This window comes from Delftia sp. DLF01, assembly GCF_014852125.1.
Classification (GTDB): domain Bacteria; phylum Pseudomonadota; class Gammaproteobacteria; order Burkholderiales; family Burkholderiaceae_C; genus Comamonas; species Comamonas acidovorans.
On the sequence record NZ_JACVAZ010000007.1, the window covers coordinates 192,737 to 217,294 of the forward strand.

Annotated in this window: 21 protein-coding genes; 13 read left to right on the forward strand and 8 right to left on the reverse strand. The window is 67.5% G+C overall.

The features are described from left to right. Positions 1 to 11 precede the first annotated feature (11 nt). Together sdhC and IB269_RS28135 are read right to left on the reverse strand one after the other, a co-directional pair. Positions 12 to 434 (reverse strand): succinate dehydrogenase, cytochrome b556 subunit, encoded by a 423-nt coding sequence (gene sdhC / locus IB269_RS28130; protein ID WP_012204347.1) that lies wholly within the window; start codon positions 432 to 434, stop codon positions 12 to 14. 134 nt (positions 435 to 568) lie between these two features. Further along, complete coding sequence (locus tag IB269_RS28135; protein ID WP_012204348.1) at positions 569 to 1,357, reverse strand: GntR family transcriptional regulator; 789 nt, start codon at positions 1,355 to 1,357, stop codon at positions 569 to 571. Positions 1,358 to 1,575: 218 nt separating this feature from the next. On the opposite strand from IB269_RS28135, the gene IB269_RS28140 reads away from it, so the two are divergent. The 5 genes from IB269_RS28140 (at position 1,576) to acnB (ending at position 7,673) form a co-directional block, all read left to right on the forward strand. Continuing rightward, complete coding sequence (locus tag IB269_RS28140) at positions 1,576 to 2,562, forward strand: malate dehydrogenase (RefSeq protein WP_013803435.1); 987 nt, start codon at positions 1,576 to 1,578, stop codon at positions 2,560 to 2,562. A 14-nt stretch (positions 2,563 to 2,576) separates the two neighbouring features. After that, the gene (gene tam / locus IB269_RS28145) at positions 2,577 to 3,383 is read left to right on the forward strand and encodes a trans-aconitate 2-methyltransferase (protein WP_013803434.1); all 807 of its coding nucleotides are present in this window, start codon (positions 2,577 to 2,579) and stop codon (positions 3,381 to 3,383) included. Beyond that, entirely contained in the window at positions 3,380 to 4,399 is a 1,020-nt protein-coding gene (locus IB269_RS28150; RefSeq protein WP_192368872.1) for an HpcH/HpaI aldolase/citrate lyase family protein, read from the forward strand. Before tam ends, IB269_RS28150 begins: the two co-directional genes overlap by 4 nt. A gap of 31 nt (positions 4,400 to 4,430) precedes the next feature. Further along, entirely contained in the window at positions 4,431 to 5,018 is a 588-nt protein-coding gene (locus tag IB269_RS28155) for a hypothetical protein (protein WP_013803433.1), read from the forward strand. 63 nt (positions 5,019 to 5,081) lie between these two features. Beyond that, positions 5,082 to 7,673, forward strand: a complete 2,592-nt coding sequence (gene acnB, locus IB269_RS28160; protein WP_012204353.1) for a bifunctional aconitate hydratase 2/2-methylisocitrate dehydratase — start codon at positions 5,082 to 5,084, stop codon at positions 7,671 to 7,673. Between the two features lie 76 nt (positions 7,674 to 7,749). Here the strand turns inward: acnB and IB269_RS28165 are convergent, their stop codons facing one another. After that, positions 7,750 to 8,568 (reverse strand): helix-turn-helix domain-containing protein, encoded by an 819-nt coding sequence (locus IB269_RS28165; RefSeq protein ID WP_047218608.1) that lies wholly within the window; start codon positions 8,566 to 8,568, stop codon positions 7,750 to 7,752. Positions 8,569 to 8,699: 131 nt separating this feature from the next. On the opposite strand from IB269_RS28165, the gene IB269_RS28170 reads away from it, so the two are divergent. Beyond that, entirely contained in the window at positions 8,700 to 9,122 is a 423-nt protein-coding gene (locus IB269_RS28170) for a hypothetical protein (RefSeq protein WP_192368873.1), read from the forward strand. 172 nt (positions 9,123 to 9,294) lie between these two features. On the opposite strand, the gene IB269_RS28175 is transcribed toward IB269_RS28170, so the two are convergent. Then, positions 9,295 to 9,567 (reverse strand): hypothetical protein, encoded by a 273-nt coding sequence (locus IB269_RS28175; protein ID WP_097202951.1) that lies wholly within the window; start codon positions 9,565 to 9,567, stop codon positions 9,295 to 9,297. Between the two features lie 381 nt (positions 9,568 to 9,948). Beyond that, positions 9,949 to 10,332, reverse strand: a complete 384-nt coding sequence (locus IB269_RS28180) for a hypothetical protein (RefSeq protein WP_225614326.1) — start codon at positions 10,330 to 10,332, stop codon at positions 9,949 to 9,951. Positions 10,333 to 10,876: 544 nt separating this feature from the next. Between IB269_RS28180 and IB269_RS28185 the strand changes: the two genes are divergently transcribed. Next, complete coding sequence (locus tag IB269_RS28185; RefSeq protein ID WP_192368874.1) at positions 10,877 to 11,296, forward strand: hypothetical protein; 420 nt, start codon at positions 10,877 to 10,879, stop codon at positions 11,294 to 11,296. A 176-nt stretch (positions 11,297 to 11,472) separates the two neighbouring features. Then, a complete protein-coding gene (locus IB269_RS28190) occupies positions 11,473 to 14,349 on the forward strand; it encodes an aconitate hydratase (protein WP_063326756.1) in 2,877 nt (958 codons plus the stop codon). A 141-nt stretch (positions 14,350 to 14,490) separates the two neighbouring features. Here the strand turns inward: IB269_RS28190 and IB269_RS28195 are convergent, their stop codons facing one another. After that, positions 14,491 to 15,390: a LysR family transcriptional regulator gene (locus tag IB269_RS28195; RefSeq protein ID WP_192368875.1), complete on the reverse strand. Its 900-nt coding sequence runs from the start codon at positions 15,388 to 15,390 to the stop codon at positions 14,491 to 14,493. Between the two features lie 136 nt (positions 15,391 to 15,526). Between IB269_RS28195 and IB269_RS28200 the strand changes: the two genes are divergently transcribed. The 3 genes from IB269_RS28200 to IB269_RS28210 all read left to right on the forward strand — a co-directional run bounded on the left by IB269_RS28200 (position 15,527) and on the right by IB269_RS28210 (position 19,445). Next, on the forward strand, positions 15,527 to 17,230 hold the full coding sequence (locus IB269_RS28200) for an acyl-CoA dehydrogenase family protein (RefSeq protein ID WP_192368876.1): 1,704 nt from the start codon (positions 15,527 to 15,529) through the stop codon (positions 17,228 to 17,230). Positions 17,231 to 17,305: 75 nt separating this feature from the next. Continuing rightward, complete coding sequence (locus IB269_RS28205) at positions 17,306 to 18,310, forward strand: Bug family tripartite tricarboxylate transporter substrate binding protein (RefSeq protein ID WP_192368877.1); 1,005 nt, start codon at positions 17,306 to 17,308, stop codon at positions 18,308 to 18,310. Positions 18,311 to 18,323: 13 nt separating this feature from the next. Further along, positions 18,324 to 19,445 carry a CaiB/BaiF CoA transferase family protein gene (locus IB269_RS28210; protein ID WP_154834869.1) on the forward strand — a complete coding sequence of 374 codons (1,122 nt, stop codon included), beginning with the start codon at positions 18,324 to 18,326 and terminating at the stop codon, positions 19,443 to 19,445. A gap of 14 nt (positions 19,446 to 19,459) precedes the next feature. On the opposite strand, the gene IB269_RS28215 is transcribed toward IB269_RS28210, so the two are convergent. Then, positions 19,460 to 21,115, reverse strand: coding sequence for a GDYXXLXY domain-containing protein (locus IB269_RS28215; protein WP_192368878.1), 1,656 nt, complete (start codon positions 21,113 to 21,115; stop codon positions 19,460 to 19,462). Beyond that, positions 21,112 to 22,083: a DUF2157 domain-containing protein gene (locus IB269_RS28220; protein ID WP_141829246.1), complete on the reverse strand. Its 972-nt coding sequence runs from the start codon at positions 22,081 to 22,083 to the stop codon at positions 21,112 to 21,114. The genes IB269_RS28215 and IB269_RS28220 overlap by 4 nt, the downstream gene beginning before the upstream one ends. A gap of 253 nt (positions 22,084 to 22,336) precedes the next feature. Here IB269_RS28220 and IB269_RS28225 point away from each other — a divergent pair, with 253 nt between their 5' ends. Then, positions 22,337 to 22,870 carry a hypothetical protein gene (locus IB269_RS28225; RefSeq protein WP_192368879.1) on the forward strand — a complete coding sequence of 178 codons (534 nt, stop codon included), beginning with the start codon at positions 22,337 to 22,339 and terminating at the stop codon, positions 22,868 to 22,870. Between the two features lie 136 nt (positions 22,871 to 23,006). Then, entirely contained in the window at positions 23,007 to 24,476 is a 1,470-nt protein-coding gene (ccoG, locus tag IB269_RS28230) for a cytochrome c oxidase accessory protein CcoG (RefSeq protein WP_192368880.1), read from the forward strand. The last annotated feature ends 82 nt before the right edge of the window (positions 24,477 to 24,558 follow it).

Below are 24,558 nucleotides of genomic sequence, written 5' to 3' on the forward strand. Positions count from 1 at the left end.
GAGATCGTGAATCAGTACAGGCCGAACAGCTTGGCACCCAGGATCAGGGTCAGGCCAACGCTCAGGACCAGCACCACCAGGGCCGAGGACTTGCCGAACTGCTTGTTGACGGCGTGGTGGTTCACATCCATGAACAGGTGGCGGACGCCGGCGCAAAAGTGGTGCAGGTAGGCCCAGATCAATGCCAGGCACACGAGCTTGAGGAACCATCCGAAGGGACCTGCGAAAACCGAGGTGAAGCCGTCGAAGGAGATCTCCGAAGTCAGCGACATGTCCATCATCCAGAGGATGAAAGGCAGCAGGATGAACATCAGCAGGCCGCTGATGCGGTGCAGGATGGACACGATGCCGGCCGGCGGCAACCGGTAGGTGGGGAGGTCCTTGAAGAAGTTGATGTTGCGGAACTCTGGCCGCTTTTTGGCTTGCTCAGTCATGGCAGGGTACTTTCGTGGATGTAACTGCTTCGTAATCGCTCAGGGGCGGCGATGCAAAATTCTATTGCAATGCAATAAAAACAGCTTTGCTGGGAATTGCGTATTTTCGCCCGCTTCTCTGGGGAACGGATCGTTCAGCTCAGCGCGTTGCGGTAGTGATGGGTGTCGGTGCGGTACAGGCCACGGCGTAACTCCATGGGAACATCGTTGTATGTGTAAGCGGTGCGCTCCACGCTCAGCAGGGGCGTGGTGCTGGGGACATCCAGCAGCAGGGCCTGTTCGGCCTCGGGCAGGACGGCGCGGATCTTTTCGTCGGCGCGCACCATGCGCACGCCGTAGTCCAGCTCGAACATGGCGTACGTGGGGCCCTGGTAGGCGGACATCTGCTCGGCGGTCAGGCCCTTGAAGGCGTGGCCCGGCAGCCAGATGTCTTCCAAAATGGTCGGGATTGCGGAGAACGACAGCACGCGGCGCACATGCATCACGGCATCGCCGCTGCGCAGCGCCAGGCCGCGCGCCACGTCCGCCGATGCGCGCAGGCGCCGGCAGTCGATGATGCGGCGCTCGGCACGGCCCTCGCCCTGCTGGTCGCCGCCGTCGGGCTGCAGCTTGAGGAAGCGGTACTGCACATGCTGGGCCGCGTGGGTGGCCACGAAGGTGCCCTTGCCCTGGCGGCGCATCACCAGGTTCTCCGCGGCCAGCTCGTCGATGGCCTTGCGCACCGTGCCTTGGCTCACGCGAAAGCGCGCGGCCAGCTCCATCTCGCTGGGAATCAGTTCGCCGGGCCGCCATTCGCCTGCTTCAAGGCTCTGCAGTATCAGTCCCTTGATCTGCTGATACAAAGGGCTGAAGGCCGGGGTCGATGCGCCCGCGCCGATGGTGGGAGCGGCGTTGTCTGAGGCGAGGGGAGGCAGGACTGGCATGGAAAAGTTCGGGGTGGGGAGGCTCCCGGCGACGCAGATGAAAGACTTGGAAACAGACGTCGATCATATCTTATATAAGACATAAGACAAATTGACCGGGCTTCGAAATCGGGAGTACACTTTCGCGTTGTTTGCGGAGCACGGGCTGCTGGTTTCTGACGCTGGTGCGACCTGGCGCCGATAACACCTGATTTTTTCCCCATCCCTGGAGTTTCATCATGAGCAAGAAGCCCGTTCGTGTCGCCGTCACCGGTGCCGCCGGTCAAATTGGTTACGCCCTGCTGTTCCGCATCGCCTCCGGCGAAATGCTGGGTAAGGACCAGCCCGTCATTCTGCAACTGCTGGAGATTCCCGACGAGAAGGCCCAGAACGCGCTCAAGGGCGTGATCATGGAACTCGAAGACTGCGCCTTCCCTCTGCTGGCCGGCATCGAAGCCCACTCCGACCCCCTGCAAGCCTTCAAGGACACCGACTACGCCCTGCTGGTCGGCGCGCGTCCCCGCGGCCCCGGCATGGAACGTGCCGACCTGCTGGCTGCCAACGCACAGATCTTCACGGCCCAGGGCAAGGCGCTGAACGCCGCTGCCTCGCGCAACGTGAAGGTGCTGGTCGTCGGCAACCCCGCCAACACCAACGCCTACATCGCCATGAAGTCGGCTCCGGACCTGCCGGCCAAGAACTTCACCGCCATGCTGCGCCTGGACCACAACCGCGCTGCATCGCAGCTGGCTGCCAAGGCCGGCTTCAAGGTGGGCGACATCCGCAAGCTGACCGTCTGGGGCAACCACTCGCCCACGATGTACGCCGACTACCGCTTCGCCACCGTCAACGGTGAAAGCGTCAAGGCCAAGATCAACGACCAGGCCTGGAACAAGGACGTGTTCCTGCCCACCGTCGGCAAGCGTGGCGCCGCCATCATTGCCGCTCGTGGTCTGTCCTCGGCTGCCTCGGCTGCCAACGCTGCCATCGACCACATGCGCGACTGGGCCCTGGGCTCGGGCGGCGAATGGGTCACCATGGGCGTGCCCTCCAACGGCGAATACGGCATCCCCGCCGGCATCGTCTTCGGCTTCCCGGTCACCACCGAGAACGGCGAGTACAAGATCGTCGAAGGCCTGGAAATCGACGCCTTCTCGCAAGAGTGCATCGACAAGACCCTGGCCGAGCTGCAAGGCGAACAGGACGGCGTCAAGCACCTGCTGTAAGCCGCCGGCAAGCCATGCTCGACTGGAATCCCGCGCTTTACCTGCGTTTCGCCAATGAGCGTACGCGCCCCGCAGCCGAGCTGCTGGCGCGTGTGCCCTTGGCCCAGGCCCGCCATGTGGTGGACCTGGGATGCGGGCCGGGCAATTCCACCGAGCTGCTTGCACAGCGCTATGCCGGTGCCACGATCACCGGCATAGACAACTCCCAGGCGATGCTGGCCACCGCGCGCCAGCATCTGCCTGAGGCCCGCTTCGCGCTGGCCGACATTGCTTCCTGGACGCCCGCCCCCGGCGAGAGCGCTCCCGACCTGATTTATGCCAATGCCTCCCTCCAGTGGGTGGGGGAGCATGAAACGCTGATACCCCGCCTGTTCGCCCAACTGGCGCCAGGGGGCGTGCTGGCGATACAGATGCCCGACAACCGGCAGGAGGCCACGCACCGCGTGATGCGCGAGATCGCCAGCCTGCCCAAGTTTGCCGCCTACATCGGCGATGCCGCCAAGGTGCGGGCCGATATCCTGCCCATCCGCAGCTACTACGACCTGCTGGCCGGCCCGCAGGAGCAGGCCGGCGTCGAGGCCGGCGCCGTCGATGTCTGGCACACCGTCTACCAGCATCCGATGGACTCGGCCGGCGCCATCGTCCAGTGGCTGCGCGGCACCGGCCTCAAGCCCTTCGTCGAGGGGCTGCCCGAAGCCCTGCAGGCCGACTTCCTCACCGAATACGAAAACCGCGTGGACGCCGCCTACGGCGTGCGCGCCGACGGCCGGCGCCTGCTGGCCTTCCCCCGCCTGTTCATCGTCGCCCAGCGCAAGCCATGACCGCCGCCACGTCCACACCCTCTCGCGCACACCCGGCCCAGGTGCTGCTCGATGCGCAGGGCGGTGCCCTGCACCTGCCCGTCTGCGACCACTACAGCGGCGTGGAAGTGCGCATGCGCAAGAGCCTGCAGCTGCAGGCCGAGATGATGGCTGAGTTCGGCACCTGCGTCTTCGACGTCACGCTGGACTGCGAGGATGGCGCCCCCGTGGGCCAGGAGGCGGCCCATGCGCGCCTGGTGGCCTCGCTGGCGCGCGATGCCGCGCCCGGTGCCCGCGTGGCTGCGCGCGTGCATGCCGTGGACCACGCCAGCTTCGCGCAGGACCTGGACATCATCATCGGCGAGGCCGGCGACCGCCTGTGCCACCTCATGCTGCCCAAGGTGGAAAGCGTGGACGACGTGCTGCTGGCCGAGCGGCATCTGGGTCGCCTGGGCTGCCGCGAACTGCCGCTGCATGTGCTCATCGAGTCGCCCGCCGCCGTGCACCGTGCCTTCGACATCGCGGCACACCCGCGCGTGCAGAGCATTTCCTTCGGCCTGATGGACTTCGTCTCGGCCCATGGCGGTGCGATTCCTGCCTCGGCCATGGGCTCGGCCGGCCAGTTCGACCATCCGCTGGTCGTGCGTGCCAAGCTGGAGATCGCAGCCGCCTGCCACGCGCACGGCAAGGTGCCTTCGCACTGCGTGGTCACCGAATTCAGGAATCCACAGGCGCTGCAGGCCGCTGCCACACAGGCGTCACGGCGGCTCGGCTATACCCGCATGTGGAGCATCCACCCGGACCAGATCCGCCCCATCCTCGCCGCCTTCGCGCCCCAGGCCGACGAAGTGGCGCAGGCCGCACAAATACTTACCGCCGCCGAGGCCGCCGATTGGGCGCCCGTCAGCGTGGATGGTGTATTACATGACCGGGCGAGCTACCGCTATTTCTGGCAGTTGCTCACACGTGCCCACCAGACCGGCCAGGCGCTGCCCCCACAGGTGCAGCCCTGGTTTGCATCAGAATCACTTGCTTAGCCCACACCGGGAATTTGCAGGAGCCCAACGTATGAAGACAGCTATCGCCTCCATCCTGATCGCAGCCCCCTTGCTGGCCATGGGCCTGGGTGCCAGCGCCGCCGAGCCCGCCACCGCAAAGAAGGCGCCGGCCAAGGCCGCTGCCAAGCCTGCGGCCAAGAAGGCCCCCGCCAAGAAGGCCACCACGGCCAAGGCCGCTGCCGGCGCTGCCGCCGTCGGCGGTGCGGCCGCCGTCGCAACTGCTGCCCAGCAGCCGCTGTCCGCCGAAGACCTGGCCATTTCCGAGCGCGTGCACACCGGCCGCATCCCCTGCGAGCTGGGCGCCTTCGTCAATGTGACGGCCGACCAGGCCAACCCGGGTTACTTCAACATCGACGGCAAGGGCTTCAAGTACCACATGTCGCCCGTCAAGACCTCGACCGGCACCGTGCGCCTGGAAGACAAGCATGCCGGCGCCGTCTGGCTGCAGATCGCCAACAAATCGATGCTCATGAACCAGAAGGTCGGCCAGCGCCTGGCCGACGAATGCATGAGCCCCGATCAGCTTCAGGTGGCCGAGGCCATCAAGAAGAACCCGCCTCCCAGCCTGCTGGAAGCACCCAAGCCCGCCGGCCAGTAATCCAGGCCCGGACCTGAGCGTCCCGCAAGCAGCCCCACTTTAGAAAACCATGGAGAGAGAATCATGTTGAAAGCCTACCGTGACCACGTGGCCGAACGCGCCGCGCTCGGTATCCCCCCGCTGCCGCTGGAAGCCAAGCAGGTTGCCGAACTGATCGAGCTGATCAAGAACCCGCCCGCTGGCGAGGATGCCTTCCTGCTCGACCTGCTCACGCACCGCGTTCCTCCGGGCGTGGACGATGCCGCCAAGGTCAAGGCCAGCTTCCTGGCAGCCGTGGCCCACGGTGACATCCAGGTGGCTCTCATCTCCAAGGCCAAGGCCACCGAGCTGCTGGGCACCATGGTGGGTGGCTACAACGTGCATCCCCTGATCGAGCTGCTGGACGACGCCGAAGTCGCCGGTGTGGCCGCCGATGCGCTGAAGAAGACGCTGCTGATGTTCGACTTCTTCAACGACGTGGCCACCAAGGCCAAGGCCGGCAACGCCAAGGCCCAGGAAGTCATGAAGAGCTGGGCTGACGCCGAGTGGTTCACCTCGCGCCCCGAAGTGGACAAGAAGATCACCGTCACCGTCTTCAAGGTGCCCGGCGAGACCAACACCGACGACCTGTCGCCCGCGCCCGATGCCTGGAGCCGTCCGGACATCCCGCTGCACTACCTGGCCATGCTCAAGAACACCCGTCCCGACGCGGCCTTCAAGCCCGAGGAAGACGGCAAGCGCGGCCCGATGCAGTTCATCGACGACCTCAAGAAGAAGGGCCACCTGGTCGCCTACGTGGGCGACGTGGTCGGCACCGGCTCCTCGCGCAAATCGGCCACCAACTCCATCGTCTGGGCCACGGGCCAGGACATCCCCTTCGTGCCCAACAAGCGCTTCGGCGGCGTGACCCTGGGCGGCAAGATCGCTCCCATCTTCTTCAACACGCAGGAAGATTCGGGCTCGCTGCCCATCGAAGTCGATGTCACCAAGCTGGAGATGGGTGACGTCATCGACGTGCTGCCCTATGACGGCAAGCTGGTCAAGAACGGCGAAACCGTCGCCGAGTTCCAGCTCAAGAGCGACGTGCTGTTCGACGAAGTGCGCGCCGGCGGCCGCATCAACCTGATCATCGGCCGCTCGCTGACCGCCAAGGCCCGCGAATTCCTGGGCCTGTCTGCCTCCACCGTGTTCCGCCTGCCCCAGGCGCCCGCTGCTTCGAACGCCGGCTTCACGCTGGCCCAGAAGATGGTCGGCCGCGCCGTCGGCCTGCCGGAAGGCCAGGGCGTGCGCCCCGGTACCTACTGCGAGCCGCGCATGACCACCGTGGGTTCGCAGGACACCACCGGCCCCATGACCCGCGACGAGCTCAAGGACCTTGCCTGCCTGGGCTTCTCGGCCGACATGGTCATGCAGTCCTTCTGCCACACGGCCGCCTACCCCAAGCCCGTGGACGTCAAGACCCACCGCGAGCTGCCTGCCTTCATCAGCAACCGCGGCGGCGTGGCCCTGCGTCCCGGTGACGGCGTGATCCACTCCTGGCTCAACCGCCTGCTGCTGCCCGACACCGTGGGCACGGGCGGCGACTCGCACACGCGCTTCCCCATCGGCATCTCCTTCCCTGCAGGTTCCGGCCTGGTGGCCTTCGGCGCTGCCACGGGCGTGATGCCCCTGGACATGCCCGAGTCCGTGCTCGTGCGCTTCAAGGGCGAAATGCAGCCCGGCGTCACCCTGCGTGACCTCGTGCATGCCATTCCCCTGTACGCCATCAAGGCAGGCGCACTGACCGTTGCCAAGGCCGGCAAGAAGAACATCTTCTCAGGCCGCATCCTGGAAATCGAAGGTCTGCCCGACCTGAAGGTGGAACAGGCCTTCGAGCTGTCCGACGCCTCGGCCGAGCGCTCGGCTGCCGGCTGCACGATCAAGCTCAACCCCGAGCCGATCAAGGAGTACCTGACCTCGAACATCGTTCTGATGAAGAACATGATCGCCGACGGCTACGCCGACGCCAAGACGCTGCAGCGCCGCATCGAGAAGGTCGAAGCCTGGCTGGCCAAGCCCGACCTGCTCGAAGCCGACAAGGACGCCGAATACGCTGCCGTGTTCGAGATCGACCTGGCCGACATCAAGGAACCCATCGTCTGCTGCCCCAACGATCCCGATGACGCCAAGTTCCTGTCCGAAGTGGCCGGCACCAAGATCGATGAAGCCTTCATCGGTTCGTGCATGACCAACATCGGCCACTTCCGCGCAGCAGCCAAGCTGCTGGGCGGCCAGCGCGACATCCCCGTCAAGCTGTGGGTGGCTCCGCCCACCAAGATGGACCAGAACGAGCTGATCAAGGAAGGCCACTACGCCGCCTTCGGCACGGCCGGTGCCCGAACCGAAATGCCGGGCTGCTCGCTGTGCATGGGCAACCAGGCCCAGGTCCGCGAAGGCGCGACGGTGATCTCCACCTCGACCCGCAACTTCCCCAACCGCCTGGGCAAGAACACCAACGTGTTCCTGGGCTCGGCCGAGCTGGCCGCCATCGCATCGCGCCTGGGCAAGCTGCCCACCAAGGAGGAATACCTCAAGGAAATGGGCGTGATCGATGCCGACAAGTCCAGCGTCTACCGCTACATGAACTTCGACCAGATCGAAGAGTACGCGGACGTGGCCAGGGGCGTGAGCGCCTGAGTCCGGCCTGATCCGGCTCCATGAGCAAAGCCCGCTTCGGCGGGCTTTGCTGCTTTCTGGCTCTGTACTTTCCGGTTTACGCAGCCTGCCTCAACCGCCCCAGCACCTCCTGCGTCTGCGCATCCGCCGGAAAGAACGACTCCACGGCTAGCTCCTGCAGCGTCACATCCACAGGCGTGCCGAAGATGGTGATGGTGCTGATGAAGTTCAGCCGGCCATGGTCGGTGTCCAGCGCGAAGGGCACGGCGATGTGGCTGGCAGGTGCTGCGCCATGCGAGTCCGCTTCATCTTCCTTGAACGGGTAGGCGGCAATCTCGTCGTGCAGCGCCTGCAACTGTGCATCCGACGTGGCGGCAATCTGCTGCTGCAGGCGGTGCAGCAGATGCGCGCGCCAATGGGCTGCGTTGGCCAGGCGCGGGCCCAGGCCTTCGGGGTGCAGGCTCAGGCGCAGCACATTGACGGGCGGCTCCAGCAGCCAGGGCGCCACGCCGGCCAGCAGCAGCGGCACGATGGCGTTGGCGGCCACCAGGTTCCAGTGACGGTCCACGGCCAGGGCCGGATTGGGTTCGTGGCCCTTGAGCACCAGGTCCACGGCCTGGCGCGCGGCGGCCAGGTCCGGGTGGTCCAGCGGCCGGGCCTGGTACATGGGTGCATAGCCTGCGGCCACCAGCAGCGCGTTGCGCTCGCGCAGCGGCACGCCCAGGCGCTCGACCAGGCGCAGCACCATCTCGCGGCTGGGTTGGGCGCGGCCGGTTTCCACATAGCTCAGGTGGCGCGTGGAGATCTCGGCCTCCAGCGCCAGGCCCTGCTGGCTCAGGCGGCGGTGCTGGCGCCAGTGGCGCAGATGGTCGCCGAAGGGCGAGCGCGCGGACGGTGGATGGGCGGTGGAGGTCATGGCCCGCATCGTAGCGGCGGGGCTGGCGTGGCGGCCATGACCTGCGAGGTTATCGACCCTGTGCAGCCTGCGGCGGACCATGCAGTCCATGGCATGCACGGTGTGTGCCTGTTGCTCTCAAGGAGTTCGCCATGTCGATGTTTGCTTCCCCCCGTTTCCTGCCCCGCGTGATGTGGGCCGATGCTGCTTCCTGCGCCGCCTCGGGCGCCTTGCAACTGGTGGCGGGGCAGCCGCTGTCGGATGTGACGGGGTTGCCTCTGGCGCTGCTGCAGTCCACAGGCTGGTTTTTGCTGGGCTATGCGCTGCTGGCTGCGTGGATGGCGGCGCGCTCGCCTGTGCCGCGGCGGTTGATCGGGCTGGTCGTTGTGGGGAATTTGGGGTGGGCTGCGGGCTGTGTTGCGCTGTTGGCGTTTGGTGGGTTGAGGTTGTCTGCCTGGGGGGTGACGTGGGTGTTGGCTCAGGCGGTGGTGGTTGTGGTGTTGGCTGAGTTGCAGTGGACTGGGTTGCGGCGCACGCGCGATGTGGTTGGCGGTGCGCGTGTTGCCATGTCATGACTACAGCGGGCTTGTTTTGACCCTGCCGGGCCGTTGTTTTTCGAGGCCGGGTCTCGGCCCGGCAGCCGACTGCCCTTTCTTGATTCGCCAAGAAAGGTCAGGCCAAAGAAGGCGACCCGGATGCCCGCGACCCCTTCGCTGCGCTGCGGGGCAACCTGCGTCGGGCCCGGGTTCAGGGGGCTGCGCTGCTTTTGACGTGGTGGGAGCAGCCCACGGCGACGACTTCGCCGCTGGTTTCGCTGGCCAGCATGTCGGCGCTGTTGCGGATGGTGCGCAGGGCGCTGGCGAGCACGTCCAGGCGGTTGCTGGTCTCGGGCGTTTCCAGCCACAGCAGGGCCATGCGGGAGAGTGCCGAGATCTCGGCACAGCCTTGCTGGACCAGGCGGTCCACCTCGGTCACGACCTGGGTGAAATGCTCGGCGCTGGGTGGGGGTCTGGGTGTCATGGCTCGGCTCTCCGTGCAAGGTTGAGAGAGGCCGTGGAAAGGCAAACGTTGCGCATGCTTCCGTGCTCCTAGTCGAGGCTTGAGACCACCGGGTTGCGTTTTCAAGCGCAGGCAGGTGGGCGGGATGTTGAAAACACGAGACTAGTCGTGCGGGCAGCCTTGCGGTGAGCCCCATCCCGCCCGAAATCGCACAGACGTGGGCAAGCGCCCACGAATACAGGATTCAGACGTGACAAAGCCTCGCTGACGGGGAGGCTGCACCGCTAGTCTTGGAAAAGGTGTTTTCAAGCACCGGCCCCGTGACAGGGGGCTGGTGCGGATTGTGGCATAGCGACTGGAGTTGCTCCAGCGGGGCTGGCATGACCTGGCAACTGCGGCGAGTCAGTTGACGAAGCAGTCCTGTCCTTCGGCAGGACTGCAACCCCGCAGGCGGCCCGACGCAGGCGCTGATATACGGGGAGTGGGCTCGGGCCTTTGCTGCGCTCGGCCCGGTTCAGGGGGGGCGCTGCTTTTGACGTAGTGGGAGCAGCCCACGGCGACGACTTCGCCGCTGGTTTCGCTGGCCAGCATGTCGGCGCTGCTGCGGATGGTGCGCAGGGCGCTGGCGAGCACGTCCAGGCGGTTGCTGGTTTCGGGCGTTTTCAGCCATAGCAGGACCATGCGGGAGAGCGCCGAGATTTCGGCACAGCCTTGCTGCACCAGGCGGTCCACCTCGGTCACGACCTGGGTGAAATGCTCGGCGCCTGGTGGGGGTCTGGGTGTCATGGCTCGGCTCTCCGTGCAAAGGCGAGGCGGTCCACCTCGGTCACGACCTGGGTGAAATGCTCGGCGCCTGGTGGGGGTCTGGGTGTCATGGCTCGGCTCTCCGTGCAAAGGCGAGGCGGGCCATCGAGATGGATGCGATGTACATGGTTCCGTGCTCCTATTCGAGACTGAACCACCAGGCCGGGTTTTCAAGCACAGCAATGGTGGACGGGATGTTGAAAACACGAGAATAGTCGTGCGGGCAGCCTTGCGGTGAGCCCCATCCCGTCCCAAACCGTTCGGATGCAGGCAAGCGCCCACGATCCAAGCAAATCAGACGTGACAAGGCCTCGCTATCGGGGAGGCCGCTCCGCTATTCTTCAAAGGTGTTTTCAAGCACCGGCCCCTTAACAGGGGGCTGGTGCGGATTGTGGCATAGCGACTGGAGTTGCTCCAGCGGGGCTGGCATGACCTGGCAGGTCATGGACTCGGGGGGGCGGTGGCGGCGGAGCATCGGTGGGGCCGGCTTGCGAGGTGCATGCCCGGCGATCCACAAGGAGTGCTGATGCCGATGTTTTCCCCTGCCCGTTTCCTGCCCCGCACCCTGTGGGCCGACGCCATCTGCTGCGCCGCGGCCGGTTCGGTGCAGCTGGCCTTTGCGCAGCCGCTGGCCGTTGTCACGGGGTTGCCGCAGGCGCTGCTGCTGGGCACGGGGTGCTTCTTGCTGGCCTGGGCCTGCGTGGCTGGCTGGGGCGCGTGCCGCATGCCGCGCAGCAGGAGGCTGGTGGCCATTGCCGTGTTCGGCAACTTCGGCTGGGCCCTGGCCTGCGGGGTTGTGCTGTACAGCGGCGTGCTGGAGCCTGCGCCCGCAGGCTGGGCATGGGTGCTGGGCCAGGCGGCCATCGGCGTGGCGCTGGGCGATCTGCAGTGCGCGGGGTTGTGGCGCAGCAGGGCTTCGCTGGCCGGTTCGATGACAGCCCCGTGAAAGCCTGTCGCTTTTGCCGCGCGGACAGCGTTGTCCGCGTGTGACTATCGCCAATGGACCACAGCATCCGCGGGCACTTCTGGGCACAATGGAAATCAGAGTCTTGGTGCATGCCCAGCAGCCCGGAAAAGGCGGCGCGCATGTGCCTTCCCAGAGTTTCATCCAGGAGTCTCACGATGCGCCACGAATATGAAAACACCCTCAAGTCCTTTGCTGCGGCGGGGGGCAAGAAGGGCAAGTTCTTCTCCCTGCCTGAACTGGCAAGGCAATATCCACAGGTCCGGCGATTACCCGTGTCGCTGCGCATCGTGCTGGAGTCCGTGCTGCGCAACTGCGATGGCAACAAGGTGACGCGCGAGCATGTGGAGCAGCTGGCGAACTGGAAGCCCCAGGCCGAGCGCGTGGACGAGATCCCCTTCGTGGTATCGCGCGTGGTGCTGCAGGATTTCACGGGCGTGCCGCTGCTGGCCGACCTGGCCGCCATGCGCAGCACGGCCGCCAGACTGGGCAAGAAGCCCAAGTCCATCGAGCCGCTGGTGCCCGTGGACCTGGTGGTGGACCACTCCATCATGGTGGACTACTTCGGCACCAAGAAGGCGCTGGACCTGAACATGAAGCTGGAGTTCCAGCGCAACAAGGAGCGCTACCAGTTCATGAAGTGGGGCATGCAGGCCTTCGACACCTTCGGCGTGGTGCCGCCGGGCTTCGGCATCGTCCACCAGGTGAACCTGGAGTACCTGGCGCGCGGCGTGCACAAGACCAAGGACGGTGTGCACTACCCCGACACCCTGGTGGGCACGGACAGCCACACCACCATGATCAACGGCATCGGCGTGGTGGGCTGGGGCGTGGGCGGCATCGAGGCCGAGGCCGCCATGCTGGGCCAGCCCGTGTACTTCCTCACGCCCGATGTGGTGGGCTTCGAGCTGTCGGGCCAGCTGCGCGAGGGCGTGACGGCCACGGACCTGGTGCTGTCGGTGACCGAGATCCTGCGCCGCGAGAAGGTGGTGGGCAAGTTCGTGGAGTTCTTCGGCGAAGGCACGCGCACCCTGGCGCTGCCCGACCGCGCCACCATCGGCAACATGGCGCCCGAGTACGGCGCCACCATGGGCTTTTTCCCCGTCGATGAAAAAACCATCGACTACTTCAAGGGCACGGGCCGCAGCAAGGCCGAGATCGAGGCCTTCGAGGGCTATTTCCGCGCGCAGGAACTGTTCGGCGTGCCGGCCGCCGGCGAGATCGACTACTCGCATGTGGTGCGCCTGGACCTGGGCACGGTGGCGCCCAGCCTGGCCGGACCCAAGCGCCCGCAGGACCGCATCGAGCTGGGCAATGTGTCGTCCAAGTTCGATGAGCTGTTCAGCGCCCCTGCGGCGCACAACGGGTTCAACCAGCCGATCGAACGGCTGGGCCGGAGCTTTCGCGTAGGCGGTGGCGGCGAGGGCGAGGTGGCGCCCGAGACGCCGGCCCATCCGCCCGGCGCGCAGCGCTCGCTGGCCGAGATGGAGGCCAACAAGCCCAAGCTGGAGGCCGCCCACAGCGAGGCGCCGGTCGATGCTCCTACGCCGCCCAAGCGCCTGAGCATCGCCAACGGCGACGTGTTGATTGCCGCCATCACCAGCTGCACCAACACCTCCAACCCCAGCGTGATGCTGGCCGCCGGCCTGCTGGCCAAGAAGGCGGTGAAGGCCGGGCTCACGGTGCAGCCGCACATCAAGACCTCTCTGGCGCCGGGCTCGCGCGTAGTGACCGAGTATTTGACCGAGGCCGGCCTGCTGCCCTACCTGGAAAAGCTGGGCTTTGCGCTGGCCGGCTACGGCTGCACCACCTGCATCGGCAACGCGGGCGACCTCACGCCGGAGCTCAACGAGGCCATCACCAGCAACGACCTGGTCTGCGCGGCCGTGCTGTCGGGCAACCGCAACTTCGAGGCGCGCATCCACCCCAACATCAAGGCCAACTTCCTGGCCAGCCCGCCCCTGGTCGTGGCCTATGCCATTGCCGGCACGGTGCGCCGCGACCTGATGACCGAGCCCGTGGGCCAGGGCAAGAACGGCCGTGACATCTACCTGGGCGACATCTGGCCGACCAGCGAAGAGATCCACGCGCTGATGAAGTACGCCATGAACGGCAAGGCCTTCCGCGAGAACTACGAGAAGGTGCGCTCCGAGCCCGGCAAGCTCTGGGAAAAGATCCACGGCGTGACGGGCGCCACCTATACCTGGCCCGAGAGCACCTACATTGCCGAGCCGCCGTTCTTCGACGGCTTCCGGCTTGAGCTGGAAGCGCCCGCCGCCGGCGCCGAAGGCTCCAACCCCTACGTGGTGCACGGCGCGCGCGTGATGGCGCTGTTCGGCGACTCCATCACCACCGACCACATCTCGCCGGCCGGCTCCATCAAGGAAAGCTCGCCCGCAGGCCAGTGGCTGCTGGCCCACGGCGTGCAAAAGGCCGACTTCAACAGCTACGGCTCGCGGCGCGGCAACCATGAGGTGATGATGCGCGGCACCTTTGCCAACGTGCGCATCAAGAACCTGATGATTCCCGCGCAGCCCGATGGCTCGCGCGAGGAGGGCGGCCTGACGCTGTACCGCGACGGCACGGGCCAGGTCACCAAGATGCCCATCTACGACGCGGCCATGAAGTACCAGGCCGAGGGCCGCGCCACCGTGATCTTCGCGGGCGAGGAATACGGCACGGGATCGAGCCGCGACTGGGCCGCCAAGGGCACGCAGCTGCTGGGCATCAAGGCCGTGGTGGCGCGCAGCTTCGAGCGCATCCACCGTTCCAACCTTGTGGGCATGGGCGTGCTGCCGCTGCAATTCCTGGGCACGGACAGCTGGCAGACCCTGGGCCTGACGGGCGAGGAGTTCGTGGAAGTGATTCCCGCCGCCGACCTGGCACCGCAAAGCGAGGCCCAGCTGGTGATCACGCGTGCCGATGGCAGCAAGCAGACCGTGGTGGTCAAGCTGCGCATCGACACGCCCATCGAGGTGGACTACTACCGGCACGGCGGCATCCTGCCGTACGTTCTCAGGCAGCTCCTTGAATGAAGTTGGAAACCCCCTGAGCCGCTATGCGGCTTCCCCCTGGAAGGGGGACGACACCCTGCGGCGGGGCGGCCCTTGCTCGGTGCCCCTCGCTTTTGGGCCACGCCAGTTTTGGACATAGTGAACTGAGCAAGGGTGTGGCGTTTATGGCTGCTGTCCCAGCCTGCCCACGCTGTCGCGCAGGTGGGCCAGCAGCGATTCGACCAGGGGCTGCACATGGCCCGGGTGCCACATGGCCTGCATCTGCGACTGCGGGTGCCGGCCCTGGATGGGCACGAAGGCCAGCCCCGGAAAGCCCACACGCTGCAGGCAGGACGGAACCAGGGACACGCCCTGGCCCAGCGACACCATGGACAGCACCGACAGCCAGTGCCGCACCTCGTGGTGCAGCTCGGGCGTGAAGCCCTCGCTCTGGCAGATCTGCCAGATCTGCTGGTGGTAGTCGGGCGAGACCTGGCGCGAGAACAGCACCATGCGCTCGCCCGCCAGCTGGCGCACCTGCAGCCTGCGCTGGCCGGCCAGCGCATGGCCTGCGGGCAGGCAGGCCATGAAGGGCTCGCTCACCAGGGTATGTGATTGCAGGCCGGGCGCGGGGCGCGTGGCGTGCAGCAGGCCCAGGTCCAGCCGCTCCTGCTGCAGGGAGGCGATCTGCTCTGCGCTGTTGAGCTCCAGCATGTCGATGCGCACCAGCGGATGCCGGGCGCGAAAGCTCTCCAGTGCCTCGGGCAGCCCGCGGTAGATGGCCGAACCCACAAAGCCCAGCCGGATGCGGCCCTGCACGCCGTCGGCGATGGCGCGCATGTCCTGGCGCACGCGCTGGGCCTGTTCCATGATGTCCTGGGCCTGCACGTGCAGGTGCTTGCCGGCGGCCGTGAGCCGCACCTCCTTGCTGGTGCGCTCGAACAGCTGGGCGCCCAACTCTTCCTCCAACTGGCGGATGGCTACGCTCAGCGGCGGCTGGGAGATGGACAGGCGCTGGGCTGCGCGGCTGAAGTGCAGCTCCTCGGCCAGCACCAGAAAGTACCTCAGTTGTCTCAGCTCCATGGCGTTCTATCCGGTTTGACTATTGATCAATACGTTATCGATATTTGACTCGAATAGGACTGTTTCCAAGAATGGGGGCATCCCCAAGACCCGGAGCCCATGCGCCCGGGCCCGGTTCCCGCACAGGAGACAGACCATGAACCCCGAACCGCAGGCGCTGGCCGCCATGCAGTCTTCCCCCGCCCAGGCTTTCCAGGCCGTGCCCGACCGCCACGGCAGCAACCTGTACACCACCGATTCGCAGTTGCAGCCGCTGCTGGCGCTGTACCTGCCGCCCGAGGTGAACGCGCACCTGCAGCCCCATCTGGAGCGCATGGGCGCGCTGGCCGGCCGCGAGATCGATGAATGGGCGCTGACCGCCGACCGCAACCCGCCCGAGCTGGAGCACCGCGACCGCACGGGGCGCGATGCGCAGCGCATCGTCAAGCACCCGGCCTATGTGGAGATGGAGCGCATTGCCTATGGCGAGTTCGGCCTGGCCGTCATGTCGCACCGCACGGGCGTGCTGGGCTGGGATGGCAAGCTGCCGCCGCTGGCCAAGTACGCGCTGACCTATCTGTTCGTGCAGGCCGAGTTCGGCCTGTGCTGCCCGCTGTCCATGACGGACTCGCTGGCGCGCACGCTGCGCAAGTACGGCGAGCCGGTCCTGGTCGAAAAGTACTGGCCACGCATGACGCAGCTGCGCTTCGAGGACCAGGCCCAGGGCGCCATGTTCATGACTGAGCAGGCGGCCGGCTCGGACATCTCCAACACCCAGACGCTGGCACGCCCGGCCGCCGACGGCAGCTGGCGCCTGTCCGGCGACAAGTGGTTCTGCTCCAACCCCGATGCCGACTTCGCCATGGTGCTGGCGCGCGTGGAAGGCGCGCCGGCGGGCATGAAGGGCATCTCGCTGTTCCTGCTGCCGCGCCGGCTGGACGATGGCTCGGCCAACCACTACCGCATCGTGCGGCTTAAGCACAAGCTGGGCACGCGCTCCATGGCCAGCGGCGAGATCGTGCTTGACGGCGCCGTCGCCTACCTGGTGGGCGAGCAGGGCCGGGGCTTCGTGCAGATGGCCGACATGGTGAACAACTCGCGCCTGTCCAACGGCGTGCGCTCGGCCGGGCTGATGCGCCGTGCCGTGGCCGAGGCCGAGTACGTGGCGCGCGAGCGCCGCGCCTTCGGCAAGGCCCTGCAGGACATGCCGCTGATGCAGCGCCAGCTCGACAAGCTGCGCATCTACTCCGAGCAGGCACGCACCATGGTGCTGCAGACGGCCCAGGCGCTGCAGCGCTCGGACGCAGGCGAAGACGGCGCCTACGCGCTGCTGCGCATCCTCACGCCCATGATCAAGTTCCGCGCCTGCCGCGACGCGCGCAAGGTCACGGGCGACGCCATGGAAGTGCGCGGCGGATGCGGCTACATCGAGGAGTGGAGCGATCCGCGCCTGGTGCGCGACTCCCACCTGGGATCGATCTGGGAAGGCACCAGCAACATCGTGGCGCTGGACGTGATCCGCGCCATCAAGCGCGAAGGCTCGCTGCCCGTGCTGCGTGACCACGCGGCCCAGCTGCTGGCCCAGACCGAGGCGGCCACGGACTTCAAGGCCGCGCTGTCGGCCAGCATGGACAAGGCTTCCGCGCTGGCCCTGCGCGCGGCCGAGGAGGGCGGTGACCGCCTGGCGCGCGCCGCCGCCTCGGGCCTGTACCACTGCTTCACGGCCACGGCCATGGCCTGGGAGGCCTCATGCACCGGCAGCGCCGAACGCATGCGTTGGGCCCAGCTGGTGCTGCTGCACCGCGTGCTGCCGCGCGACCCGCTGGCGGCAGGCGACCTGCCCGAAGGCTGGACACGCTGAGCCCATCGACCGCACCGATCCAGAACACACATCCCGTCCACAGGGGTGACCGCACAAGTACCGGAGACAAACACCATGCCTTGCACTGACCAGAAGCCGTCCTTCCAGAAACGCCGATTCCTGTGGGCCTGTGCGCTCGCCGCCACCGCCGCACTGCCGGCCGCCGCCCTGGCCGAACGCTTTCCCGAGCGGCCCATCAGCTTTGTCGTTCCCTTCCCGCCCGGCGGGCCCACGGACGCCATGGCCCGCACGCTGGCGATAGCGCTGACCGAGACGCTGGGCCAGAGCGTGATCGTGGAGAACAAGGCCGGCGCGGGCGGCAACATCGGTGCCGACTTCGTGGCCCGCGCCAGGCCCGACGGCTACACCATCATGTTCGGCACCTCGGGGCCGTTGGCCATCAACAAGCACCTGTACCGCAAGATCAACTACGACCCGCAGACCAGCTTCGCGCCCATCATCCGCGTGGGCTACCTGCCCAATGTGCTGGTGGTCAACCCGGCGACCAAGGCCACCACCGTGCAGGAGCTGATTGCGCAGGACAAGGCCAAGCCGGGCAGCCTGGACTATGCGTCCTCGGGCAACGGTGCCTCCTCGCACCTGGCGGGCGTGTTGTTCAACAAGATGGCCGGCACCTCGCTGCAGCACATCCCGTACAAGGGCACGGGCCCGGCGCTCAACGACCTGCTGGCGGGGCAGGTGAACATGACCTTCACCGACATCCTCACCGCCATGCCCTACATCAAGGCCGGCAAGTTCAAGGCCATTGGCGTGGCCACGGAAAAGCGCTCCCAGGCCATGCCCGACATACCCACCATCGCCGAGCAGGGCCTGCCCGGCTACGACGTGAGCGTGTTCTTCGGCGTGGTGGCGCCGGCCGGCACGCCGGCCGACCGCATCGAGACGCTGAACGCGGCCTTCCGCAAGGCCCTGAGCAGCGAGCGCATCCGCAAGACCTTTGCCGACCAGGGGCTGGAGCCGGCATCGGATCTGTCGCCAGCGGGGCTGTCGACCTTCATCGCGCAGGAGGTCACGAAATGGAAGGCCGTGGTCGATGCCTCCGGCGCGAAGCTCGACTGACGAGAGTATCCCCATGAACACAAATCAACGCGCGGGAGCGCTCCAGGGCATCCGTGTCCTCGACCTCTCCCGCATTCTTGGTGGCCCGCTGTGCGGCCAGATCCTGGGCGACCACGGCGCCGACGTTCTCAAGGTGGAGCCGCCGCAGGGCGACGATACGCGCGCCTGGGGGCCGCCGTTCCAGGACGGTGTGTCCTCCTACTACCGGGGCCTGAACCGCAACAAGCGGCTGCAGTTCCTGGACCTGTCCCAGCCCGAAGGCCAGCAGGCCGTGCTGGCGCTGATGGAGCAGGCCGACGTGGTGGTGGAGAACTTCAAGATCGGCACCATGGAGAAATGGGGCATTGGCTGGGAGCAGCTGCGCGAGCGCTTTCCGCGCCTCATCTGGTGCCGCGTCAGCGGCTTCGGCGCCGATGGCCCGCTGGGTGCCTGGCCCGGCTATGACGCGGCCATCCAGGCCATGACGGGGCTGATGAGCGTCAACGGCGAGGCCGGCGGCGATCCGCTGCGCGTGGGCCTGCCGGTGGTGGACATGGTCACGGGTATGAACGGTGTCATCGGCGTGCTGCTGGCGCTGCAGGAGCGCCAGCGCAGCGGCCTGGGCCAGCTGGTCGATGTCTCGCTGTACGACAGCGGCATCTCGCTGCTGCACCCGCATGCGGGCAACTGGTTCATGAGCGGCAGGACGCCGGGGCGCTCGGGCAATGCCCATCCCAACATCTATCCCTACGACAGCTTTGCCACGGGCACCACGCCGGTCTTCCTGGCCGTGGGCAACGACCGCCAGTTCCGCCTGCTGTGCGAGCACCTGGGATGCCCGCAACTGGTGGCCGACGAGCGCTTTGCCACGGCCGGCCAGCGCTCGCACCACCGCGATGCGCTCAAGCCGCTGCTGGAGCAGGCCCTGCAGTCCTGCGACGGCCCCGCGCTGGCCGATGCGCTGATGGCCATCGGCGTGCCCGCCGCGCCCGTGCTGGGCGTGGACGCGGCGCTCAACCACCCGCATACCCTGCACCGCGAGATGGTGGTGGAGATGGAGGGCGGCTACCGGGGCCTGGGCGCGCCCGTCAAGCTCAGCCGCACGCCGGCCAGCTACCGGCATGCGCCGCTGGCCGAGGGCGACAGTTTCGAGTGAGTTGCCTGGTGCGCTCAGGGCACGATGGGGCGCAGTTGCGCGTCAGCCATGCCCACCAGCAGCGCACGCCCGTCGGGCTCCACGCGGAACTCGCCGTAGCGGGCCTGTTCCCAGCGCTGGCCATCGCCTTCGCGGAAGTACCAGGCATCCGTCACCAGCGTCCACCGGCCGCCGCGCGGGGTGAGTTCAAAGCGCTGCTCGCCGGGCGCCAGCGGCTCGCTGGCCGTGCCGGTGCGCAGCCACTGCACCACGCCCTGCTCATCGAGCTTGCCGATGGCGTAGAGGCGTCCGCTGCGCAGGTTCTCTTTCTCCACGTCCCTGTCCTCGGAAGGCAGGCGGAAGTTCAGGCGCATGTAGTCGCCCTGCATCAGGGAGCGCGGGTCCACCGGCGCCAGTTCCACGAACACCTTGCGGCCCTGGGCGATGGTGCGTTCCTTCTGCGCAATGCCGATATTGGCCACCGCCAGCGTGCAGGCCGCCGTCAGCACCACCAGCCACGGCGCCCAGCGCTGCAGGGGCACGGCGCCCGATGCGGCGGCGGTCTCCGCGCTGCCTGGCAGGGCTGCGGCGCGCGGCCCTGCCCAGGCCAGCAGGCCCAGCAAGGCGCCGCAGCCGGCCAGCACCATGGCCTTGGTGGCCAGTGGCCAGGCCAGCTGGTAGTAGAAGCTGCCCACGATCCAGGCCGCAGCCAGGGCGGCCGCTGCGGCCTGCCGCCAGCGGCCGCTGGTGCCGGTCACCGCCAGCGCCAGCAGGCAGGCGCCCAGCCAGGGCAGGAAGGCACTCAGCACGGCCAGCACCACGGCAGCCACGGCGGCGCGCGGCTGCCGCAGCGTGGGCCATGCGCGCTGGGCGAACCAGGCGGCTGCCAGGGCCAGCACGGCCGAGCCGGCCTGCGTCAGAACGCCCATGGAGATGTTCGGGGCGGCTTCCTGCGCCAGCTCGCCCGCCAGGCCGCCGCCCAGCACGCCGGCCACCATGAAGCTCCTGCCGGACAGAAAGGCCAGGCCAGCCAGCACCGCCAGCAGCCAGCCCGTGGCAAAGGGCTCCATCGCCGCCGCCATGCGGGTCTGTGCCGCAGACTGCCCCAGCGCGCGCCACTGGGTTGCCAGCAGCAGCATCCAGAGCAGCAGCGCCGCATGCACGATGACCCAGGTCGGCAGGCCTGCGTACAGGGTGGATGGATCGTTGTCCGGCCAGAGCATGGTGCAAAACAGCAGTGCGCAGGCGGCGCCCAGCAACACGCGCAGCCAGGGCCTTGGAATGGCGGCCGTGCAGGCCAGCGCAATGGCCAGGCCTATCGCGCCCGCAGCCTGCCCCGACAGGTCGCGCGCCAGGCCAAAGCCCAGCAGGCCGGCGCCGGTCAGCATGGCAGGCAGGGCCAGCTGCTCCAGGAAGACGGGCAGCTCCTCGGCGCGCAGCACGGCCACGGCTGCGGCCAGCATCATGGCGCCGATCACATAGGTGCCGGCGCCGCGCTCTATCCAGTCGGACAGGGCAAACGCAAACAGAATCAGCAAGGGCAGAAGGGCCAGCCACGCGCCCAGCGCCGTGAGCAGCACCACCGCCCAATGGCGGTCGTTGGCGGCAGGGCGGCGGTCCTGCAAGGCGGCAGGCGGCAGGATGCCCTGGTCCACGGCCTGGCGCAGCAGGGTGTCGTGTTCGTGGCTCATTGAAGGCCTCCTTCCGCGTTGCGTGACATTCGAAGCACCAGGCTGACCGTGGCCGCCAGCAGGCACGCAGCGCCCAGGCCGACGAGCAGCAGCATGCCCGTGAAGTCCGCCCCCAGTTTCTCCAGCAGCAGGTAGACCAGGCCGCACACCAGCAGCACGTTCAGGCCCAGCGCCGCACCGCTGAGCAAAAAGATATCGAAATGCCTGCGCAGGCCCGCCAGCGCCGCCGCGCCTGCCAGCAGCACCAGCCCCAGCGGGTACTGCGGCGCCACCGTGCTGTGGAACAGCCCGCTGACGGCTGTGGAGGTGATCATCGCCAGCGCCAGCGCGCCCGCGCCGCGCAAGGCCCACAGCCCCGCGCCCGTGAAGCGCCGCAGGGCCGGTGCCATGACCGCGGTGACGGCAAGGGCGGCGCCCAGGGCCACGGCATGGACGCCCAGGTCGCGCGACTCCACCTCCCAGAACTGCGGCGTATGGGCCTGCGCCCACAGCGCGATGCCCGTCATGGCAACCACCACCCAGGGCACCCAGACGCCATCGCTGCGCGCCGCCAGGGCCAGCGGCAGGGTCAGCGCTGCCCACAGCGCAAACAGCTGCCAGGGGTCCGCTCCCGTCTGGTAGGTCTGCCCGAAAAAGGCGAACAGCGCACCTGTGCCCAGCAGCGCCAGCACCGACAGCGGCACGCGCGCCGCCGCGCGCCATGCCGCGCCAAGACACATCACGAGCACGAAGCCCTGCAGCAGGGCAAAGCGCTGCATGCGGCCCATGCTCTCCCAATTGGCGGCAATCCACAGCACGATGCCCAGCCCACCCAGCGCCGCGCCCAGCAAGGCCACCACGGGCCACAGGCGGGTTCTGAGCGCAGCCGGTTCCTGCTCGAATCCCGCCAGTGCAAACAGCTGCACGGCGGCCTTGCGGTCCAGGCCATGTTGGCGGACAAGGTCATGCAATAGGGGGCGCAGGTTCATGGTGCGGACGTTCCTTGGCTTGAAGAGTCGGATGCCCGACTGTGCCAGAACCTCGCGTGCATGGATGGCGGCGCAGGACGGCATTCCTGCGAGCCGGGGGAGCCGTGGGAAGATCGCGGCCAGAGTCCTGCCATCCTCTTGCCGTTGCTCCTTTGCCCAATCCTGCCGACATGCCTTTCCTGCCTGCCCCTTGCCCCGGTGCGCAAACGCACCCGTATCCGCACCCGCACCCACAACCTGCAGGGCAGGCGCGATGAAGCGCGGCGATGCGCTGGACGGGCAGATCGAGTGGCAGCCGGTCACCCGGCCTGCCGCCATCGCGCTGACGGCCTTTGCCGCCTGGATCATCTGGGGCCACTTCCTCAGCCAGGGTCACTGGCTGCTGCTGCTGGACAACGCCAACCTGGCACTGCACGAAGCCGGGCATCCGCTGGTGGCCCTGTTCTCGCAGCATCTCTCGGTCTACGGCGGCACGCTGTTCCAGCTGCTGTTCCCGGCCCTGTTCATGCGCCATTTCCACAGGCAGGGCCAGCGCACGGGCTGGATTGCCGCGCTGATGTGGCTGGGAGAGAGCCTCATGAACGTGGCCCACTACATGAAGGACGCGCGCGCCCAGGTGCTGCCGCTGGTGGGCGGGGGCGACCATGACTGGACGGAGATCTTCAGCCGCTGGGGCGTGCTCCAGGCCGATGTGCGCATCGGCACGCTGACGGCGCTGCTGGGGCTGTGCCTGGTGCTGTGGGGGCTGCGGCTTGCCGTTGCGGCGCTGCGCTCGCCGCAGGCCTGACCCGCCATCTGATACGGTCGAATCCGCTGCATCTGCTGCTACCGCCGGGGCAGGGCGCTGGGCATAGTCCAGGCAGTCCCCGGCAATTCATGACAAGCCCGCATCAAGGGCGCACCGGCCGGGGCGAAGGCCCCGCATGTCAGAACGACCGAAACCGCTTCCCGATGAAACCGCCGCAGCCCCCCGGCCGCGGCCCGCGCCACGCAAGGTGATTCCCATCACCGACGCCAGCGCGGATTCCCCGCTGTTCGAATCGCGCAGGAAGATCCAGCCGCGCTCCATCACGGGGCGCTTCACCCATTGGCGCTGGGCCATGGTCTGGCTCACGCAGCTGTTCTTCTATGGCATTCCCTGGCTGCAGATCCATGGCCGGCAGGCCTTGCTGTTCGACCTGGAGCAGCGGCGCTTCTACGTCTTCGGCTGGCTGCTGTATCCGCAGGACTTCATCTACCTGGCGGTGCTGCTCATCGTCTCGGCGCTGGCGCTGTTCCTGTTTACCACGGTGGCGGGACGGCTGTGGTGCGGCTTTTCCTGTCCGCAGACGGTCTACACCGAGCTGTTCATGTGGGTGGAGCGCCGGCTCGAAGGCGACCGCAGCGCACGCCTGCGCCTGGACGCCAGCGGCTGGGGCGCGGAGAAGATCGCGCGGCGCGGTGGCAAGCATGCGCTGTGGCTGCTGATCTCGCTGTGGACGGGGCTGACCTTTGTCGGCTACTTCGTGCCTATCCGCAGCCTGCTGCCCGAGGTGCTGGCGCTGACCGGCGCATGGCAGATCTTCTGGGTCCTGTTCTATGCGCTGGCCACCTACGGCAACGCGGGCTTCCTGCGCGAGCAGGTCTGCAAGCACATGTGCCCCTATGCGCGCTTCCAGAGCGCCATGTTCGACAAGGACACCCTGGTCGTCACCTACGACACCGCACGCGGCGAATCGCGCGGCCCGCGCCACAAGGGGGTGGACTACCGGGCCCAGGGGCTTGGCGACTGCATCGACTGCACGCTGTGCGTGCAGGTCTGCCCGGTGGGCATCGACATACGCGACGGCCTGCAGTACGAATGCATCGGCTGCGGCCTGTGCATCGACGCCTGCAACAGCGTCATGGACCGCATGCATTACCCGCGCGGGCTGATCCGCCTGTCCACGCAGAACGGCGTGGCCCGGGGCTGGCGCCAGAGCGAGCTGGTGCGCCGCATCTTCCGCCCGCGCGTGCTCATCTACGGCACGGCGCTGGTGGCCATCTCCACGGCCATGGTGGCCAGCCTGGCGCTGCGCACGCCGCTGAAGGTGGACGTGGTGCGCGACCGGGGCACGCTGTCGCGCATCGTGGCCGGCGGCCAGATCGAGAACATCTACCGCGTGCAGATCGGCAATGCCACGGAGCAGGACCAGCGCTATGTGCTGTCGGCCTCGGGCATCGAGGGCCTGCGCGTGGCTTCTGAGACCGAGGTGGACGTGGGCGCGGCCCAGGACCGCTGGGTCGTGGTGCGGCTGCAGGCGCCCTATGGCGCGGCCGGCCCTGGCTCGCACGGCGTGGAGATCACGGCCACGGCGGTGGGTGACCCGGCGCTCTCCAAGCAGGCGCACAGCACGTTCCTGGTGCCGCGCTGAGGGGCCGGTTGGATGGATTGATTCACGAGTACAGCGCAGTTGTTGTGCACGATGCCTGGTCCGCTGCAGCGCGGGCTGGCAT